The 18,091-nt window shown below is 67.5% G+C and carries 15 protein-coding genes; 3 read left to right on the top strand and 12 right to left on the bottom strand.

Annotation, left to right across the window (positions count from 1 at the left end; genetic code table 11):
• Positions 1-8: 8 nt before the first annotated feature.
• From ABQF13_RS15915 to ABQF13_RS15900, 4 genes are all read right to left on the bottom strand, one after another.
• Entirely contained in the window at positions 9-2,402 is a 2,394-nt protein-coding gene (locus ABQF13_RS15915; protein WP_448393728.1) for a cation-translocating P-type ATPase, read from the bottom strand.
• Positions 2,399-3,979: a serine hydrolase gene (locus tag ABQF13_RS15910; protein ID WP_448393727.1), complete on the bottom strand. Its 1,581-nt coding sequence runs from the start codon at positions 3,977-3,979 to the stop codon at positions 2,399-2,401. The genes ABQF13_RS15915 and ABQF13_RS15910 overlap by 4 nt, the downstream gene beginning before the upstream one ends.
• 143 nt (positions 3,980-4,122) lie before the next feature.
• Positions 4,123-5,238 (bottom strand): MBL fold metallo-hydrolase, encoded by a 1,116-nt coding sequence (locus ABQF13_RS15905; RefSeq protein WP_448393726.1) that lies wholly within the window; start codon positions 5,236-5,238, stop codon positions 4,123-4,125.
• Positions 5,239-5,973 carry an enoyl-CoA hydratase gene (locus ABQF13_RS15900; protein ID WP_448393725.1) on the bottom strand — a complete coding sequence of 245 codons (735 nt, stop codon included), beginning with the start codon at positions 5,971-5,973 and terminating at the stop codon, positions 5,239-5,241.
• 221 nt (positions 5,974-6,194) lie between these two features.
• On the opposite strand from ABQF13_RS15900, the gene ABQF13_RS15895 reads away from it, so the two are divergent.
• Positions 6,195-6,833, top strand: coding sequence for a response regulator transcription factor (locus tag ABQF13_RS15895; protein ID WP_448393724.1), 639 nt, complete (start codon positions 6,195-6,197; stop codon positions 6,831-6,833).
• Here ABQF13_RS15895 and ABQF13_RS15890 read toward each other — a convergent pair.
• Genes ABQF13_RS15890 through ABQF13_RS15860 form a run of 7 tightly spaced genes read right to left on the bottom strand, consistent with a single transcriptional unit; the run spans position 6,822 to position 14,597 of the window.
• Positions 6,822-8,027, bottom strand: coding sequence for a sensor histidine kinase (locus ABQF13_RS15890; RefSeq protein ID WP_448393723.1), 1,206 nt, complete (start codon positions 8,025-8,027; stop codon positions 6,822-6,824). The two genes, ABQF13_RS15895 and ABQF13_RS15890, sit on opposite strands and share 12 nt — an antisense overlap.
• A 59-nt stretch (positions 8,028-8,086) precedes the next feature.
• On the bottom strand, positions 8,087-9,340 hold the full coding sequence (locus ABQF13_RS15885) for a hypothetical protein (protein WP_448393722.1): 1,254 nt from the start codon (positions 9,338-9,340) through the stop codon (positions 8,087-8,089).
• Positions 9,337-10,614 carry an ATP-grasp domain-containing protein gene (locus ABQF13_RS15880; protein WP_448393721.1) on the bottom strand — a complete coding sequence of 426 codons (1,278 nt, stop codon included), beginning with the start codon at positions 10,612-10,614 and terminating at the stop codon, positions 9,337-9,339. The genes ABQF13_RS15885 and ABQF13_RS15880 overlap by 4 nt, the downstream gene beginning before the upstream one ends.
• A 23-nt stretch (positions 10,615-10,637) precedes the next feature.
• The gene (locus tag ABQF13_RS15875) at positions 10,638-11,402 is read right to left on the bottom strand and encodes an SDR family NAD(P)-dependent oxidoreductase (RefSeq protein WP_448393720.1); all 765 of its coding nucleotides are present in this window, start codon (positions 11,400-11,402) and stop codon (positions 10,638-10,640) included.
• On the bottom strand, positions 11,399-12,418 hold the full coding sequence (locus ABQF13_RS15870; protein ID WP_448393719.1) for an alpha-ketoacid dehydrogenase subunit beta: 1,020 nt from the start codon (positions 12,416-12,418) through the stop codon (positions 11,399-11,401). The genes ABQF13_RS15875 and ABQF13_RS15870 overlap by 4 nt, the downstream gene beginning before the upstream one ends.
• Positions 12,415-13,410 (bottom strand): thiamine pyrophosphate-dependent dehydrogenase E1 component subunit alpha, encoded by a 996-nt coding sequence (locus ABQF13_RS15865; protein ID WP_448393718.1) that lies wholly within the window; start codon positions 13,408-13,410, stop codon positions 12,415-12,417. Before ABQF13_RS15865 ends, ABQF13_RS15870 begins: the two co-directional genes overlap by 4 nt.
• Positions 13,407-14,597, bottom strand: coding sequence for an MFS transporter (locus ABQF13_RS15860; protein WP_448393835.1), 1,191 nt, complete (start codon positions 14,595-14,597; stop codon positions 13,407-13,409). Before ABQF13_RS15860 ends, ABQF13_RS15865 begins: the two co-directional genes overlap by 4 nt.
• 168 nt (positions 14,598-14,765) lie before the next feature.
• Here ABQF13_RS15860 and ABQF13_RS15855 point away from each other — a divergent pair, with 168 nt between their 5' ends.
• Positions 14,766-16,235 carry a carboxyl transferase domain-containing protein gene (locus ABQF13_RS15855; protein ID WP_448393717.1) on the top strand — a complete coding sequence of 490 codons (1,470 nt, stop codon included), beginning with the start codon at positions 14,766-14,768 and terminating at the stop codon, positions 16,233-16,235.
• Positions 16,236-16,258: 23 nt separating this feature from the next.
• Here ABQF13_RS15855 and ABQF13_RS15850 read toward each other — a convergent pair whose 3' ends face one another.
• The gene (locus ABQF13_RS15850) at positions 16,259-16,507 is read right to left on the bottom strand and encodes a hypothetical protein (RefSeq protein ID WP_448393716.1); all 249 of its coding nucleotides are present in this window, start codon (positions 16,505-16,507) and stop codon (positions 16,259-16,261) included.
• A 79-nt stretch (positions 16,508-16,586) separates the two neighbouring features.
• Between ABQF13_RS15850 and ABQF13_RS15845 the strand changes: the two genes are divergently transcribed.
• Positions 16,587-18,029, top strand: a complete 1,443-nt coding sequence (locus ABQF13_RS15845; RefSeq protein WP_448393715.1) for an Nramp family divalent metal transporter — start codon at positions 16,587-16,589, stop codon at positions 18,027-18,029.
• The last annotated feature ends 62 nt before the right edge of the window (positions 18,030-18,091 follow it).

The following is an 18,091-nucleotide window of genomic DNA, read 5'->3' as shown; positions in this document are numbered from 1 at the left end:
TGGCCACCCTACTCCGAGCGCCACAACCTGCGTCGTTCTCCCAGAACCGCGCCCTGCACCCACCAGATTGCCTCGATCGCGGCCGCCGCGATCAGCCCGATACCCAGCGCCATCGACGTCGTCCGCACGTTCGAGGGATCCAGCATGAACAGCTCGCGCGCCAACGGGATGGAGAAGATCACCACATAGGCCGCACCCGAGACCACGACCAGGGCAACCCGCCACCACTGGTAGGGCCGGGCGACCACCGCCAGCACCCACACCCCCGAAACCAGCAGTGTGATCAGCGCCGCCGTCGACGCCTGCATCTGTTCGGCCGGGGTGGCCTCGCGGCCCTGGTAGGCCGCCAGATAGGAGCTGAACGTCGCGATACCGATCACCAGCCCCGACGGCAACGCCGCCGTCATCACCCGGCGCACGAACCCGGGATGTGCGCGCTCATTGTTGGGCGCCAACGACAGGATGAACGCCGGGATGCCGATGGTGAACCACGCCGCGATCGTGACGTGGATCGGCTGGAACGGGTAGAGCAGCGGGTCGGAGCCGAAGAACCGCGACGCCAACCCCGCAAGGCCCACCAGGATCGCCAGCAGCACCGCGTACACCGTCTTGGTCAAGAACAGGTTCGAGACCCGCTCGATGTTGCCGATCACCCGCCTGCCCTCACCGACGACGTACGGCAGCGTGGCGAACTTGTTGTCCAGCAACACGATCTGCGCTACGGCCCGGGCCGCCGAGCTGCCCGAGCCCATCGCCACCCCAATGTCGGCGTCCTTGAGCGCCAGCACGTCGTTCACCCCGTCGCCGGTCATCGCCACGGTGTGACCACGCGACTGCAACGCATGCACCATCGCGCGTTTCTGCTCGGGCCGCACCCGCCCGAACGTTGTGCACCCCTCGAGGGTGTGCGCCAGCCGGTCGGGTTCTTCGGGTAACTCGCGGGCGTCCATGGTCTGGCCGCGCAGGCCCAGCGTCCCCGCCACCGCACCGACCGACACCGCGTTGTCGCCGGAGATGATCTTCACCGAAACCTTCTGCGAGCCAAAGTAATCGAGGGTTTCGCGGGCGTCGGGCCGGATGCGCTGTTCGAGCACCACCAACGCCGCGGCCGCGACGCATCCCGGGGCGTCCGGGTGGTCGACGGGCAGGTCGCTGGAGCCCAGCAGCAGCACCCGCAGGCCGTGCGCGCCGATCCCCTCGGCCTGAGCCGCCACCGGTGACTCCGGTTCGAGCAGCACATCAGGTGCACCGATCACCCAGTTGCCGTGTGCGCCATAGGATGCGCCGCTCCATTTGGTGGACGATTTGAACGGTGCGGTCGCGGTGGCGGTCCAACCGGGCGGCATCGGATATGCCTCGGCGATCGCTTGCATGCTGGCGTTGGGTCTAGGGTCATCCGCGGCGAGTTGGGCCAGGATCTCGGCGACAACACATTCGTTGAGCTGCTTGAGGTCCGCGACGCGCATCCCGTTTTCGGTCAGGGTGCCGGTCTTGTCGGCGCACACCACGTCGACGCGCGCCAACCCCTCGATGGCCGGCAGCTCGTTGACCAGGCATTGGCGTCGGCCCAGCCTAATCACGCCCACGGCGAACGCGATCGAGGTCATCAGCACCAGGCCCTCTGGCACCATCGGCACCAGGGCGCCGACCATCCGCAACACCGACTCGTTCCATCCCGCATCGGTGGTGAACAGCTGGGTGTAGATGATCAGCAGCCCAGCGGGGATCAGCAGGTAGGTGATGAACTGCAGAATCTTGTTTATCCCGGTCCGCAGTTCGGAGTTCACCAGCGTGAACTTGCTGGCCTCCTCGGCGAGCTTGGCGGCGTAGGCCTCCCGGCCGACCTTGGTGGCCCGGTACGCTCCGCTGCCCGCGACCACGAAGCTGCCCGACATCACCGAATCGCCAGCGTCTTTGGCGATCGGGTCGGCTTCGCCGGTGAGCAGGGACTCGTCGACTTCGAGGTTCGACTCCTCGACGATTTCGCCGTCGACGACGATCTGGTCACCCGGACCGAGTTCGATGATGTCGTCGAGCACCACTTCGTTCGGCGGCAACGGCTGCGATGCCGTGACACCACCGGATCGCCTGCGTACCAACGGCTTGGCCTGCCCGACGATGGCCAGCTTGTCCAGCGTCTGTTTGGCCCGCAGCTCCTGGATCATGCCGATCGCGCTGTTGGCGATGATCAACAACCCGAAGGCGCCGTTGATCACCGAACCGGTGGACAGCACGATGATCAGCAGCACGCCCAGGATCGCGTTGATGCGGGTGAACACGTTGGCGCGCACAATGTCGGACACCGAGCGCGCGGCCCTGGTCGGGACGTCGTTGGACTTACCCTCCGAAATACGCTGGGTGACCTCGTCTTCGGTGAGGCCCGCCGCGAGCACGGTGGTCACCTCGCGAACACTCCGTTGCCGGACTCGTCGTAATCCTCGATGGTGAGCTTGTCGCCGCCGAAGGTGACCGTGCTGACCGATCCCGGCGGCGAGTTCTCCGACACCCAGCTGTAGGTGAACCTGTCGCCGTCCCAATGCGACAGCGGCACATTCAGCTTCGTCCCGAGGGTGAGCCGCAGTTGACCGTCGACTTCGGTGATTCGGGCCGGTCCCCAGTAGTCGTTGTGGTAGGTGCCGACGTACGACGGCAGCGGCGCGGCGGGGGCTGGGTTCGGGGGCCGCTGCTCACCAACCAACGAGCCCTGCGGCTCGCTCATTTCGGCGAAGGCCTCGCTGTAGAGCTCGTACCAGTCCTCGCGCACCTCGCCGAACTGCACGAGGTCGGCGAACTCGGCGGTCAGCGCCTCAGGCACACCGGACGGTGAACCGTTGGTGAGCACGACGATTCCGACGTCGGCCGACGGCAGGATCACGAAGTTGGTGCCCGCGCCGAGGAGGAACGCCCCGGAGTGGCTCAGCTCCATCCGCGCCGCCGATGTCGAGCTGACGTTGAAGCCGTACCCGTAGAAGCTCGACCGCATCGCCGGCTCGGTCGCCCGACTCGACACGCTCTGCGGTGTCAGCGCCGGAAGCAGCGCCTTGGCGTCGATGATCTGCTTGTCGTCGTGGGTTCCATTGGCCAGCACCATCGCCAGCCAGCGAGTCATGTCATTGGCCGAAGCGCTGGCCCCGCCTGCCGGCGCTTCGGGGTCGGCGTCGCGGACGTAGGTGGGCTGATAGCGGCCGTCGACGTGGATGTGGCCGAGTGCGCGGTTCGCGCGGGCCTGGTAGTCGGCGAACCGGTAACTGGTCGACGACATGCCCAACGGGGTGAACAGCGCCTCGTCGGCAAGCTGCTCCCACGGCTTGCCGGCATTGGCCGCCACGGCTTCGGCGCCGGCGGTGAACCCAAAATTAGTGTAGGCGTAGGAGATCCGGAACGGGTCCAGCGGCAGCCGTACCAGCCGCTCGAGCACCTGTCTGCGGTCGTAGCCGAGGTCTTCGAGCTTGTCACCGGCGTGGTCGGGCAGCCCGGAGCGGTGCGCGAGCATATCGCCGACGGTGAGCATGCGGGTGACGGCGGGATCGGAGAGGGCAAACCACGGCAGCTCGGTGACGACGGGGGTATTCCAGTCGATCGCGCCGACGCCGACTTGGTGCGCCACCACCGTGGCCGCCAGCGGTTTGGACAGCGAGGCCAGCTGGAACACCGTGTCGGCGTCGACCCGGTTCTCGTCGGTCGTCCCGCCGGCGTCTTTGACGCCGAAACCCTTCGCGTACACGGTGTTTCCCTGGTGCACCACGGCCACCGACATTCCCGGGATGCCGGACTTGGTCATCAGGTCCTCGGCGATGCCGTCGAGCTTTGCGACGGCGTTGTCGACGCCGTTCTGCGGTAGCGGCATGGCCGGTACCAGCGGCGGCGGCACGTCGGTCTGCGCGGCAGACGGTGCGGCGGATTGGGCCGATTCGGATTCGCAGCCGACAACCAGCGTCAACAGCAACATCGCGACCACTGCCCTGACCAGTGCACTCATGACGTGAACGGTAGCCGGTGCGACCCGCCTCGGCCCGTCATACGCGCCAGCTACCCTGTCCGCCCATTTCTGCGCCACGGTCGTAGATCGGCGCGGAGCGCAGCCCTGCGGTAGAAATCTCCGAGGTACGGCGGGGAACGCCGTCAGAGCCGCCACCACGGGTCGAACGTCGATGTGCCGGGCTCGACACGTTGACCTGGCTTGGGCACCGCGATCTGGACGCGCTCGGCGTCGGCGGCTTTGAACAGCCGTTCGACGGGCTCGGCCCAGGGGTGGGGCGCCAGCCGGAACGTCGCCCAGTGGATCGGCACCAACAGGCCAGAGCCGGCCTCGGCGACGTCGAGGTGGGCGCGGACGGCCTCTTCGGGGTTCATGTGAATGTCCGGCCACGCCGGGTGGTACGCGCCGATCGGCAGCAGCGTCAGGTCGAAGGGTCCGTGGTCCACCCCGATTTCGGCGAAGCTCTTGCTGTATCCGGTGTCGCCGCCGAAGAACGCCCGGTGCCGCGGGCCGGTGATCACCCACGACGCCCACAGCGTGGTGTTGCGGGTGAACAGTCGGCCCGAGAAGTGCCGCGCGGGTGTGCACACCAGCCGCAGTTCGCCGATCTGATGGCTCTCATACCAGTCCAATTCGACGATGCGGTTGTCCGGTATCCCCCATCTGCGCAGGTGAGCGCCGACCCCCAGCGGCACGACGAACGGTGACCGCTGGGCGCGGGCGAGCCCGACGATCGTCTGGGTGTCGAGGTGGTCGTAGTGGTCGTGGCTGATCAGCACCGCGTCGACGGCGGGCAGTGCTTCCAGCGGGGCCGGCACCTCGTGCATCCGCTGCGGCCCGACGGTGTGCGATGGCGAACAGCGTTGGCTCCATACCGGGTCGGCGAGCACCCGGTAGCCGTCGATGTCGATCAGCGCCGAGGAGTGCCCGAACCAGCGCACCGCCAGCGGCGGCGCAGCGAGGTCGACGGTGGCCGGTTCGACAACCGGGATGGGGCCGCTGGGCCTGCCGGTGTCGCGAGACCCGAGGAGTTCGCGCAGCAGCAGTTGTTGCTGCTCACGGTCGAGGTTGATCGGCGAGGCGGGGTCGAGGTTGACGAACACGCCGTCGCGGTAGTTCGGGGACCGTCGGGCCACGGCTTCGATCTCGGCGGGTGAGGCGCCCAGCGCGGCGGGTGCACCGTTCAGTGCGCGCAGCACCCAGCTACCGGCCAGCAGCGAAGCCGTGCCGAAGCCGAAGCGCAGCGCCGTGCGGATCACTTAGGCTCCCTGGAACCTCGGTGGGCGTTTCTCGATGCGCGCGACCTGAGCCTCGATGACGTCCTGGCTGGCCCATGCCCGGTCGAACAGGTCCTGGTGCTCGGGCCAGGGGTCCTCGTATGCACCATCGTCGTTGAGTACCCGCTTGGCGTGCTGCAACGCCAGCGGCGCGTAGCCGGCGATCTCGGCTGCCCACTCCTGCGCATCGGCCAGCGTGCCAATGCGATTGGCCATCCCGGTGTGCAACGCGACGTCGGCGGTGAGCCGCTCGGCGCCCAGCAGCATCCCCCGCGCCCGGCCGGCGCCGACCAGCGAGGTCAACCGTCGAATACTCCAGTTGTCCAGCGCCAGACCGTATTTCGCGACCGGAAACTGGAAGTACGCCTCGGGTGCGACGACCCGCAGATCGCAGATCATCGAAAGGATCACGCCGGCGCCGATCGCGGGTCCGTTGATCGCGCCGATGACCGGGAACGGGGTCTTGTCGATGGCGAGGTTGAGCGCCTTGGCCTTGTCGGGCAGTTCATCGGCGACCCCCGATGGGTCCGACAGGTCGGCACCCGCGCTGAACACCGCACCCTGCCCGGTCAGCACGATCGCCCGGACGTCTTCGGTAGCGGCTTTCTCGATTGCTTCACGCAGGCCGTCGACGAGCTCGCCGTTCAGCGCGTTGCGGCGCTCGGCACGCCGCATCTCCAGAGTCAACACCTGGCCGTCGCGGGTAACACCAATCATGGGGCAAGCGTAGCGACCCGGCGCTGCCGCTCTCGAAGCCGACGCAATGGTCGATTCGACGGCCGACAACCAGCCAATACGTCGGTCTCGGTGCCTCGCCTGCCCCCATGCGGCCGCGGTGTCAAGATCGCGGCTGATCAGCACCGTCAGCTGGCCGGCCAAATAGCACGCAATCTGTGCAAATGCAATAAAGTCGCCGTCGCGGTGCCAAAATTGCCCTCATGAGCGGGCAGATCACCGTCGTCGTCGCCGATGACCACCCGGTGTATCGGACCGGCGTCGTGCGCGCATTGAAGGAGAGCGGCCGGGTACAGGTCCTTGCCGAGGTCAGCGACGGGCGTGGCGCGCTAGCCGCCATCCGAGAGCACCGCCCGGCGGTCGCGCTGCTCGACTACCGGATGCCGGAGCTCGACGGCCTCGACGTGGTGAATGCGGTGGCCCGTGACGATCTGCCGACCCAAGTCATCCTGCTCAGCGCATTCGATGACGCCCCACTGGTGTACAAGGCCCTGTCCGCCGGCGCCAGCGGCTACCTCACCAAGGAGTCGGACAGCGACGAAATCGTTGCGGCGATCGTCAGCTGCGCGAAGGGCGACGGATATGTTCCGACGCAGTTGGCCAGCGGGCTCGCCAACGAACTCAAGCAGCGGGCTAAGGGTGATTCGGCCTTGCTGTCGCCCCGAGAACTCGAAACTGTCCGGATGATGGCGGACGGGTTATCGGTGCCTCAGATCGCCGCCGAATTGCACCTCGCACCGACGACGGTCCGTACCCACGTGCAGAACCTATACGAGAAGTTGGGAGTGTCGGACCGCGCTGCCGCCGTCGCAGAGGCGATGCGGCGCCGACTACTGGAGTAACGGCACTTCGACCCGGACGTGGGTTCCCACGGCTGTCGGCATGAATGTCATTCTGCCGCCTGCGGCTTCGACGCGGGTGCGGTGCGATGCGAGGCCGATGTGCCCGTCGGCCAGCCGGCGGCTCAACGTCTCCGGCAAGATTCCCACCCCGTCGTCCACCACATCGAGGCGACACATGCCGTCGACAGCGCGGAGCTCGATGCGGGCCCGGGCCGCACCAGAATGTCGCTCCACGTTGGAGACCAGCTCGCGCATCACGGCGAAGACGAGTGGGTCGATCGAGGTGCGGACCGGGTAGTCAACCACCGTTGAGATGTCAATCCCGGAACGGTTCTCGGTGATCGACGCCAGTTTCTGAGTGGCTTCGGCGAGGCCGGCCTGATCGAGCACCGCCGGATGGAGCAGAAACGTCGCCTCGCGCATGCGGCCGATGACCTCACGCAGGCTGCTCAACGCGCGGTGTAAGCGGTCGTCGGTGGATGCTTTCGCCGCTTCATTGATGTCGAACCGCGCGGCCATCACCAGCTGCAGCGGTCCGTCGTGCAGGGTCTCCGAGAGCTGCCGGCGCTCACTGTCAAAGGCCGTCATGGTGTCCGCGAGCAGCGCCCGTCGTGACGCGCTGAGCCGCTCGATCTCACCCAGGTGCCGCTGCTGGGTGGCGACGACGGCAAGAACGGTACAGCACAGGAACGCGAACAGCGCGCAGACGAAAATTGTTTTGGCCCAACCGAGATCCGGCAACATCACCGGGTCGAAGACCACGACGGCGGTGAAAGCCACCACGCTGACGGCGAGGATAGCTGCGGCCCGGCGTGCCGACACCTCCAGCACCACCAGCAGCGCCAGCAAGACCATCACCGCCAAGGGCGTGTATCCACCGTCCGACAGCAGCTCGAAGATGCAGATCGCGGCGACGTCGACGACCGCGACGACCGTCCGGGTCGTGCGACGTGCTGCCGAAGCCGCCTGCCGGAACGCCAGAACCGCCACCCAGATGGCGCCGGCGCCGTAGGTGGCCAGCAGGACCGATTGCGCAAACCATTCGTGCGTGTGGGTGCCGAGCACCATGGCGCCGACCATGAGCCCGACCACCGCAAGCCGAAGCAACGCGGCGGCGCGCACCGACAGCAATTGATGATTTTTCCGGATTTCGCGCACGTCACCGCCATCGACGTCAGCGCTGATACCCGTCATGGCGTCACCCTCGCAGAACTCAACCGCGTCCACCGTGAGTTCTACGGTATCGCCTGCCCTCACGCCGCGGGGTCGACTGCGATGGGGCAGGCCCGTTGGGCATGTTTGGCGAAGTCTTCGGCCTCCTGTGCGTTGTCGCCGACGCAGAAGACGTAGGCGGCGTGATACATCGACCCGGCGGGCAGGCCCTTGGTGGAATCCCCCCGCCGCATGACGATTTCGGCGTCGATGACTCCCGGCAGGCCGAGCAGCTGTGCCTCATCGGGCATGTCGGTGATCAAACCGGATTCGACGGGTATGGCGAGCCATGCGATCGCGCCGGGAATACGCCGTGGCGGTGACTGTCTGCGGGGCATGCGCCCGGAAAGCTGGTCGGCCAGCAGCGCCAGGTTGTCTATGCCGTAACTCAGCTTCAGCGAGCGGGGAATCATCAATCCGCCGGGGCGAGACGCGAACTCACCGACAAACCACCGGCCGGTTCGGTCGCGGAAGACTTCGCAGTGCCCGAAACCGTGTGTCATGCCCAATGCGGACGCGGCCGCGCGGGTGAGTTTGCGGACCTCGACGGCCTCGGCCGATTGGTGATGCAGCCACACCGATCCGACCGCATGGTCCGCCAGGACAGGGTTGGCGTAGCGGGCTGCCAGGCAGTGCACTTCAGCGCCCTCGTGAAGCAACAGCTCGCAGTGATATTCGGCGACCACGTCGACGTAACGCTCGACCAGGTAGCTGACGCGGCCGAGTTCTGACGTCATGGACGTGGACCAGAAGTACTCCGGCAGGTCTGGCGGCGGCGCAAACGCGCCCGCTGCGGCCAGGTCGTCGAAATCGTGCCGGCCGACCCGGTGAGTGTTGATCGTGCCGAAACCACTCCGGGGTTTGACGACGATGGCGTCGCCGATCTCGTCGAGGAATTGACCGATCTCGGCGACGCTGTGCACGATGCGGTGCTCGGCGACCGGGAGACCGGCGGCGGCCAGGCGCCGTTTCATCACCGACTTGTCGGTGCACGCGACCGCGCTTTCGTGGTCCTGACCGGGCAGCCCCAACAGGTCTCTCAGGAAGGCGGCTGCGCGGATGCACGGCTCGTCGATAGTGGCGACGGCCGTCACCCCGAGGCTTTCGAATTCGTCCGCGAGGCAGACGAGTTCGTTGTAGTCATCCCATCGGTCGATAGTTCTGACGGGATACCCCGGGTCGCTGGCCTCGCGCACGGGGCGCATACTCTCCGGAATCAGGGCGAGGATCTTTTCGCCCTGCGCGGCGAGAAAATCTTCCAAGCGCGGACGGTACAGGGACAGCACGACGATCATGATGCGTTTCCTTTCAGTTCGTAGAAGTGCTCACCGTCGAGGTAGCGCAGCGTCCAGAGGTCACGAAGCAGGATGTCGTCCACCCCGTGCATCAGCGTCACCGTGACGGGGTATGTGCTGTCGTCGACGGTTCGCTGCAATCGCTGTCCGGGGTGCACCTGGAACTGGATGTCGCGGAAGCTCTCCAGCTCCTTGATGGCCTGCAGACCGCGGTAGGAGACCAACGTTCCACCGGTCGGGGCGACCATCTTGGCCCAGGCGAAGCTCCGCTGCAGCCGGTACGGGACTCCGCAGCGTTGCCTGAAGCGCTGTGGTCGCACATAGGCGTCCACCATCCAGTCGACTTGCGACTCACCGATCGCAAGCCCCGCGAACCCCGGGATGTCTTGACCGGCCATCCGCGCCCCCACTTCGACAAGAGACGGACCGGCGGGTGTGGTCTTGATCTCGACGTGTCCAGCGCCATGGCGGATCTCGAGCGCGTCGAGTACGTCGAACGCATACGGGACGAGCTTGTCCTGCACGTCGCCGGTGGCGGGCATGATCTGGCAGGCCACCATGAGGTCGGACACGCAGTTAGCACTGATGCGATGCGTTTTCCAGATATCGGTCACGTGGTGTTGGCCGTCGCGGCTGACCGTGTTGACCAGGTATTCAGCGCCGACCAGGTACTCCTGTGCGACGACACCGTCGGCGGCCTCCGAGTTGATGTTCTCCCGGCCGTAGAGCCGGCGAAACGCCCGTACGGAGTCGTCCGGGGTGGCGCACCAGGTGACGCCGTCATTGGACGAGCTGCGCAACGGTTTGAGGATCGCCATGCCGTCGAGCTGGGTGTGCCATTCGCGCAACTGTTCCTCGCTCTCGACGAGGATCTGGCGAGCTCCTTGCAGCCCTTGAGATTTGATACGCTCGATCATCTCGAACTTGTTGCGCCGCGCCGAGCTGAGTGCCGTGCCGTTGGTCGGCGCGCCGGTGCGCGGGTTCAGCGCCTCGCTCAGCGCATCGGCCAATTCCACGCCCGGTTCGCAGCCGGGTAGGACGGCGACGGGAGCGAACGGCAACAATGCGTTCACCGTTTCGGCGAGGTTGCCGTGGTGGACGATGTCGGCGACGAACCGGAATCGGTCGGGCCGACCGCGGTATACCGCGGGGACCTCGACAGTGCTCTGCACGCGAATGGGGATGTACCCCACGGCCTGAAAGGCCGGCGCAAGGCGCTCCGCCGCCCCATAGGTGTCGACCAGCACGATGTAGCGAGACTGATTGTTGTTCATCGGATTTGCTGTGTTCGGTGTCTTCACTGCGCTGTCCATCCTCCGTCTACGGCCAATGCCTGTCCGGTTACATAAGCTGCTTCGGTTGAAGCGAGCCACACCACTGCATGGGCGACCTCTTCCGGCCGGCCAAGTCGTCCCATCGGAATGTGGGATTGGTAGAAGTCATCGGCCGCCGGTCCGCGCGCGGCCTTGGCTTCGATCAGCATCGGGGTCAAGATCGGCCCCGGGCACACGGCATTCACGCGGATCCCCTCCGTTGCGTGATCGATTGCCGCCGCCCGGCTGAGCCCCACCACGCCGTGCTTGCTGGCGGTATAGGGCGCCGAATGGTAATAGCCGACGATGCCGGCAATGGAAGCCACGTTGACGATAGCTCCTCCGGAATTAGCGCGCATATGGGCGATTTCGTGCTTCATCGACAACCAGACGCCATGCAGATTGGTGTCCACGATGTGCCGCCAGTGGTCCAGGTCGTAGCCGTCGGAGGGCTTCCCCGATCCCGGTACTCCAGCGTTGTTGCAGGCGGCATCTAACCCGCCGTTGCGGATGGCGATCGTGTCGATGAGCCGGGCGACATCGTCTTCGCGGGTGACGTCGACCTGGAAGGCCTGCGCCTTTCCGCCGTCAGATTCGATGAGCGACACCGTTTCCCGCAGAGGCTCGAGCCGTCGGCCGGCGACGACCACCGTCGCGCCCTCTTTCGCGAAGCGACATGCGGTGGCCCGCCCTATCCCGCTGCCAGCACCGGTGACCAGGACGACTTTGTCTGCAAAGCGGCCGGTCATGCGCTGCGCCTCAATTCGCCTCGGTGGGTGTGCATCATGCGAGTCGTCAAGAGCGTCTGGGCCGCGTGCACGATGTCGTCGGCGCCGCCGAGCACGGCGGGCTCGAGGGCGGGGCTGGCCGGGTAGGGCACCGCTGCCGCACCGACTCGGGCGACGGGTGCGCGCAGTTCCTCGAACGCCTCCGCCATGATGACCGCGGCGATCTCCGCGGTGGGCCCGTACCGCAGCCAGGTCTCGGCGGCCACCACGACATGGCCGGTCTTGCGCGCCGAGGCGACCAGCGTGGCGGTGTCAAGAGGCCGCAGCGAGCGGACATCCACCACCTCAGCGCTCACGCCGCGCGTCGACAGTTCGGCCGCCGCGTCCAGCGCATGCCGCACCATGCCGGAGACCGCGACGATGGTGACGTCTGTGCCCTCCTGCACAACGGCCGCCGTCCCCAGGGGCGTGACGTGCTCCCCTTCGGGGACCAAACCCTCAGTGCCATACAACTTCTTGTGTTCGAACACGATGACCGGGTCCGGCGACCGCAGCGCCGAGGTCAGCAGGCCTTTGGCATCGGCGGGACTACTGGGCAGCACGGTGTGAATTCCCGGCAGGTGCGCCGTCCACTGCTCGAGGGACTTCGAGTGCTGTGGTCCCGCGTTCCCGCCGGGGCCGCCCTGCGTGCGCACCACGAGCGGCACGGTGACGCGACCCTGGGTGACGAAGGGGAAGACCGACGCACCGTTGGCGAGGCTGTCCATGGCCAGGCAGAGGAAATCGCTGTACATGATTTCGACGACCGGTCGCAGGCCCGACATCGCCATGCCGATCGCGGCGCCGACGATGCCGTTCTCGGAAATCGGGGTGTCCACCACGCGGGTGGAGCCGAACTCGTCGAGCAGACCCTGTGTGGCGCCGAAGATCCCTCCGTAAACCGCCACATCCTGGCCGAGCACGATGACACGCTCGTCGCGTCGCATCTCTTGGCGCAGCGCGTCGTTCAGCGCTTCCGCGTATGTCATGCGGTTCATGACCGGGGCTCCCTTCCGTCCCATTTCGTTGCGATGTCGGTGAGTTCTGCGGGGTCTGGCCACGGGCTGGCCTTGGCGAACGCGACGGCGTCGTCGACCTCTCGGCGGGCCGCACGTTCGATGGCGTCGACCTGATCGGGTCCGGTCCCCGCGTCGACGAGTCGGCCGCGCGCCAGGATCAGCGGATCGGTGAACCCGGCCCCCTCGGCGGGGCTCCGGTACCCGCCACGGTCGGCCCCGGAGAACACCGCAGCGCGGTAGGTGACGGCTTCCACCAGCGTGGGTCCTTTACCGTCGCGAGCGCGTGCCACGGCCCTGGCCACGCAACGGTGAACGGCTTCGACGTCGTTGCCGTTGACCCGAACCCCGGGTATGCCGTATCCCCAACCGCGGCGGTATAACTCGGTCTCCCGCACGTGCCGGTCGAGGCGCACGCTCAACGCGTACTGGTTGTTCTCGACGAAGATCACGACGGGCAGCTGCCAGAGCGCGGCCATGTTCGCCGCCTCGTTGAAGGCGCCGGAGTTCACTGCCCCATCCCCGGTGACGCAAAGCGTGACGCGGCCGTCGCCGGCCAGCCGCTGGGCGTAGCCATGACCGACCGCCAGCAGCAGCGAGTGGCCGATGATCCCTGAGGGAGCGAGCAGCCCGTGGTCCGGATCGGCGATGAGCATGTGTCCGCCGCGACCGCCGCACTGGCCGTCGGCGCGGCCCATCATCTCGGCGAGCGTCGGACCGAGCGGAAGGCCGAGGCCGACATACTGGGCGTGGGGTCGATGCGTCGCTGTGGTGATGTCGCCGTCACGCAGCGCGGCGGTGGCGCCGATGCCCGCGGCCTCCTGGCCGAATCCCACGTGCATCGGCCCCTTGACCAGGCCCTCGACGCGCAGTTCCTCGAGCACGATGTCGAGCTCGCGCAGGACGCACATGCGGCGGTATAGCTCGAGCAGGTCGGTTTTCTCACCGATGAATGGCGTTGCGGTGCCGATCATTTCGCGTGACTCCTCAATTCCAGTGCTTGGGCGAGCGGCGCACACAGTGCCGCTCCGGTCAACCCGACGACCAAGGTGGTGATCGCCAAGAGCATGGGCCCGCCGTGGCCCAGGCTGTAGGACGCCAGGATCGGTGCGGTGACCGCCGCGACGGCGAGCACCATTCCCCAGAGGCCGTGGTAGCGCCCGCGCGCCGCCGGCGGGGCGATGCGGTGCACGATGCCGGCGCCGACGACGAACCAGGCGATCTCCCCGGGGGCGCAGGCCGCCGCGGCCACGCTGAACTCGGCGGTCGTGTGGGCGAAGCTGGCCACGGCCATGCACACGGTCACCCACAGCGCCGCGGTGGCGAAGATGTCCAGTCGAGGACGCATCGCCACACGCGCACTCAGCCACGGCGTGATGAGCGGGGTGAGCACGACGACGGCCAGCGCGTTGGCCAGTTGGGTTAGGCCGTAGGAGCCGACGTCGAGCCCGGCGGCGGTCATCAGCATCGGCATCGCGGCGTACAGGCCCATGAGCGCGGTCAGCGTCCCCACACTGGACACCAGCAGCAGCAGCAGTCGCGAGTCGGAAAGCGCGTCCCGGTACGTCGACGTCATCAGCGGCCCGGGCCGGCGCACATCGGGCGCGATGTGAGCCAGCGCCACCAGAGCAAATGCCGCGCACGCGGCCGCGTTGATCAGATAGAGCGCCGGGGTGCCGATCCGGTCGGCCAGCAGCCCCCCAAGCGCGCCGGTGATGGCGGCTGCGGCATTCATCACGCAGCCGTACCGCAGGGCGTCGATCTTCGCCCGTTTCTCGGGATCGGCGATCAACTCGGTGATCGCGGCGGAGACGACCGGACGGGGTGCGTCGTACACCACCCCGGCGAGCGCGGCTGCGATCAGCAGAGCGGGCACGCTGTGGGCGCCCGCCAGTAGCGTCAGCAGGACCGCCGCGAACAGCATGGCGGCGATGAGGGTGGTGCGTCCGCCGATGCGATCAACGAGCGAGCCGCACACGAGCTGCCCGACCATCCAGCCCACGCCGAAGGCCGCCAGGACCGCGCCGACCGCGGTGGTCCCGTGTCCGCGATGAGCGACGTGGTAAGCCATGAACGGGTAGGCGAACCCCAGGGCTCGCACCAGGAAATTGCCCCCCAGCAGCACCCAGATCGCCGGCGGATAGCCGCCGTCCGCCGTGATCTCCGGCGTCTGGTCCCGGTTCGGGGTGGTGAGGGTTGCGGTCACACAATGACCGTAAAAAGCGCTCACCTGCGCGAACATCCTGCGATCGCGCCCAGTACGTGATGAGGCGCCCTCCTACAATCGGAGGACGGCTAGCCCGGGGGCGGCCCGCGTTAGCCTCATCGGGTGAGCCGTATCGGTGCCCTCGAGCTGCGTGACGCCGTTCTCGATGACGGCTCGTTCCGCAGCTGGGACGCCCCGCCGCTGCCCATCGCGACCACCGACTCGTACCGTCGCGAGCTGGCCGCAGCGGCCGCCAAGACCGGCCTGGACGAGTCGGTGGTGACCGGTGAAGGCAGGGTGCACGGACGGCGGGTCGCGTTGGTGTTGTGCGAGTTCGATTTCCTGGCCGGCTCGATCGGGGTGGCCGCGGCCGAACGGATCACCATGGCGGTGCAACGGGCCACGGCCGAACGGTTGCCGTTGCTGGCCTCGCCGAGTTCGGGTGGCACCCGCATGCAGGAAGGCACGGTCGCGTTTCTGCAGATGGTCAAGATCGCGGCCGCCGTCGAGCTGCACAAGAAAGCGCACCTGCCGTACCTGGTGTACCTTCGCAACCCGACGACCGGCGGCGTGTTCGCATCGTGGGGCTCGCTGGGCCACGTCACCGCCGCCGAACCTGACGCGCTCGTCGGGTTCCTCGGCCCGCGCGTCTACGAGCACCTCTACGGTGAACCGTTCCCACCGGGCATCCAGACCGCGGAGAACCTGCAGCGCCACGGCGTCATCGACGGCGTCGTCCCGCTGGAGGCGGTGCGCTCGACGCTGGACCGCACCCTGCGCGTCGTCGCCGATACCCCCGGGGCGCCGCCGCCGGCGCCCGAACCCCAACCGCTGCCCGACGTGCCCGCATGGGAGTCGGTCGAAGCCTCACGGCGGCCCGACCGCCCCGGCGTCGGCTTTCTCCTGCGGCACGGAACGACCGACCGCGTGCTGCTGTCGGGAACCGGACAGGGTGAGGCGGCGACGACGCTGCTGGCGCTGGCCAGGTTCGGCGGTCAACCCGCCGTCGTGCTCGGCCAGCAGCGGGTGGTGGGCGGCATGGTCGGACCGGCCGCGCTGCGTGAAGCGCGCCGCGGCATGGCGTTGGCCGCGGGCCTGAAGCTACCCCTGGTGCTGGTCATCGACACCGCCGGGCCCGCGCTCACCGTCGAAGCCGAACAGGGCGGGCTGGCGGGCGAAATCGCAAGGTGTCTGGCCGAACTCGTCACGCTGGAGACGCCCACGGTGTCGGTGCTGCTGGGTCAGGGCAGCGGCGGACCGGCGCTGGCGATGGTGCCCGCCGACCGGGTGCTGGCCGCGTTGCACGGCTGGCTGGCGCCGCTGCCGCCGGAAGGAGCAAGCGCGATCGTGTTCCGCGACCTCGACCATGCACCGGAACTGGCTGCGGCACAAGGTATTCGCTCGACCGACCTGCTGCGGCACGGGATCGTCGACGCGATCGTGCCCGAGCACCCGGATGCGGCCGACGAGCCGGTGGAGTTCACCCAGCGGCTGTCGGCCACCATCGCCAACGAACTGCACGCGCTGCGGTCGGTCCCCGACGGTCAACGGCTGTCGGCGCGGTTGGCGCGGTATCGCCGCATCGGGCTGTAGCGGGCGCGACACCGGATCGAAGCCTAGCCGCCCAGCTCGGACACCGCCGAGTCGAGGATGGTCGCCTGCTCGGTCAACTCGCGTTCGGACGGATCCGCGCCGAGCCGGCCCAGCAGATCCTCGTGCGAGATCACCTCTAGCGCGCCCCGATATTGCTCAGACGCCAGCTGTCCCGCACCGATGACCTCGGTGCGGCCCTCCACCAGAACCAGCGTGGCGTCCTTCTCCTCGGCCTGCAGCAGCCGGCGCACATCGTCAGTCGAGATCGTCATGGTTCCAGCTATACCCGGTTTGTGCGTCGAGGTACCGCTGAACTCGGCCAGCCGGCGGTGGTCTCTATGGTGAACGCGTATGGCCGTTGAACGCTCGTCCAAACCCGTCGTTCTTCGGCAGCGGGTCCCCGAGCCACCCACAGGCCTGAGCCGCATTCGGTGGTGGGTCCCCGGCCTGCTGTGGGCCATGTCGGCGGTCGGATCCGGATCGGTGCTGTTTACCCCACGGGTCGGCTCCGAGTACCGGTACGAACTGCTGTGGTTGCTATGGGGAACGGCGTTTCTGATGTGGGTGATGATCCGAGAGGCGGGCCGGTTCGCCGTGGTCACCGGGCGCACGCTGTTGGACGGCTTCTCCACCCTGCCTGGACCCCGCAACTGGGCCCTGTGGGTGGTCCTGTTGCCGCAGCTTGTCGCTGCGGTCGCGGGCATCGCCGGCCTCAGCGGCCTGGTGGGCAGCGCTTTCGCCGAGGAGTTGCCCGGCGGGCTGGTGTTGTGGTCGCTGATCCCGCTGGCGATCACCGCGGCGGTGGTCACCAGTGGTGGTTACCGGGCCGTCTCTCGGGTGGCCATGGTCCTGGCGCTGTTTCTGGTGGCCATCATGGTGGTCGCTGCGGCATGGGTCTTCACGCCAGACGGGGACGCGGCGGCGGGCGTAGTGCCCGGCGTTCCGGCGGACCTCAGCCTGCCGTTCATCCTCCCGTGGGTCGGCACCATCCTGGCTGGGTCGATGGGAATCGTGTGGTTCTCATACTGGACCGCGCGGGGCGGGTACGGAGGAGGAACGGTCGAGCCTTCGTCAGATGGCGACGACGAGCCCGATCCGAACGTGCCGCCGGAACAGCGCACCGAGCGGTTGCAGTCGTGGTTCAGAACCCTGTCGCATACCGCAGCGGTCGGCGTGCTGACTGGCACAGTCATCATCACCGGGTTTCTGGTGCTCGGAGCCGAACTGCTGGCGCCAGCCGGCATCGTGCCCTCGGGCACCGATGTTGCCAGCGAGCTGATGCAGCTACTGGCACAGGTGTGGGGCACCCTCGGTCATTGGGTGATGTTCGCAGCCATCGTGGTGACGCTCGGCGGCAGCGTGCTGGCCAACCAGGACGGGTGGTCACGCTCTTTCGCCGATATCACCGTGCTGCTGTCCCGGGGATCAGTTCATGCCCGCGGAAGCACCAACGATAAATCGGGCGGCGGATGGCCCGAGCGCCTCACCCGCTGGCGCCCAAAATCGATGGGGACACGTCGAGCGCTGAAGATCATGTTCGTGGTGACGTTCACGTGTACCTTCCCGGCCATCGTCGTCGTTGTCGTGCAGGATCCCGTCCAGATCATGTCGGCGTCGGGCATCGTGGCCGCGCTCCACACCCCATTCATCGTGCTGGCCACGCTGGCCGTCAACCGCGCCATTCCCGATCCGCTGCGCCCCAACCGCGTGTCGATGGGTCTGCTCGGATTCGCCGGACTGTTCTACACCGCGTTCGCGCTTCTCTATTTCGCGAACATGCTGGGACTCATCTGATCCTAAGGGCGCTGGGGTCGAGCGCCGGTCCCTCGCACCCGGGCTCAGCAGCCGTGGGAATA

It is taken from the genome of Mycolicibacterium sp. XJ879, assembly GCF_053483935.1.
The sequence above is the reverse complement of the archived record's forward strand: the minus strand, read 5'-3'. Positions and strand labels throughout refer to the sequence as shown.

Excerpts from the sequence above, each read along its gene's own strand:
- ABQF13_RS15910 (WP_448393727.1), bottom strand. The coding sequence starts at position 3,979 with ATGAGTGCACTGGTCAGGGCAGTGGTCGCGATGTTGCTGTTGACGCTG.
- ABQF13_RS15900 (WP_448393725.1), bottom strand. The coding sequence starts at position 5,973 with ATGATTGGTGTTACCCGCGACGGCCAGGTGTTGACTCTGGAGATGCGG.
- ABQF13_RS15895 (WP_448393724.1), top strand. The coding sequence starts at position 6,195 with ATGAGCGGGCAGATCACCGTCGTCGTCGCCGATGACCACCCGGTGTAT.
- ABQF13_RS15890 (WP_448393723.1), bottom strand. The coding sequence starts at position 8,027 with ATGACGGGTATCAGCGCTGACGTCGATGGCGGTGACGTGCGCGAAATC.
- ABQF13_RS15885 (WP_448393722.1), bottom strand. The coding sequence starts at position 9,340 with ATGATCGTCGTGCTGTCCCTGTACCGTCCGCGCTTGGAAGATTTTCTC.
- ABQF13_RS15880 (WP_448393721.1), bottom strand. The coding sequence starts at position 10,614 with ATGAACAACAATCAGTCTCGCTACATCGTGCTGGTCGACACCTATGGG.
- ABQF13_RS15875 (WP_448393720.1), bottom strand. The coding sequence starts at position 11,402 with ATGACCGGCCGCTTTGCAGACAAAGTCGTCCTGGTCACCGGTGCTGGC.
- ABQF13_RS15870 (WP_448393719.1), bottom strand. The coding sequence starts at position 12,418 with ATGAACCGCATGACATACGCGGAAGCGCTGAACGACGCGCTGCGCCAA.
- ABQF13_RS15865 (WP_448393718.1), bottom strand. The coding sequence starts at position 13,410 with ATGATCGGCACCGCAACGCCATTCATCGGTGAGAAAACCGACCTGCTC.
- ABQF13_RS15850 (WP_448393716.1), bottom strand. The coding sequence starts at position 16,507 with ATGACGATCTCGACTGACGATGTGCGCCGGCTGCTGCAGGCCGAGGAG.
- ABQF13_RS15845 (WP_448393715.1), top strand. The coding sequence starts at position 16,587 with ATGGCCGTTGAACGCTCGTCCAAACCCGTCGTTCTTCGGCAGCGGGTC.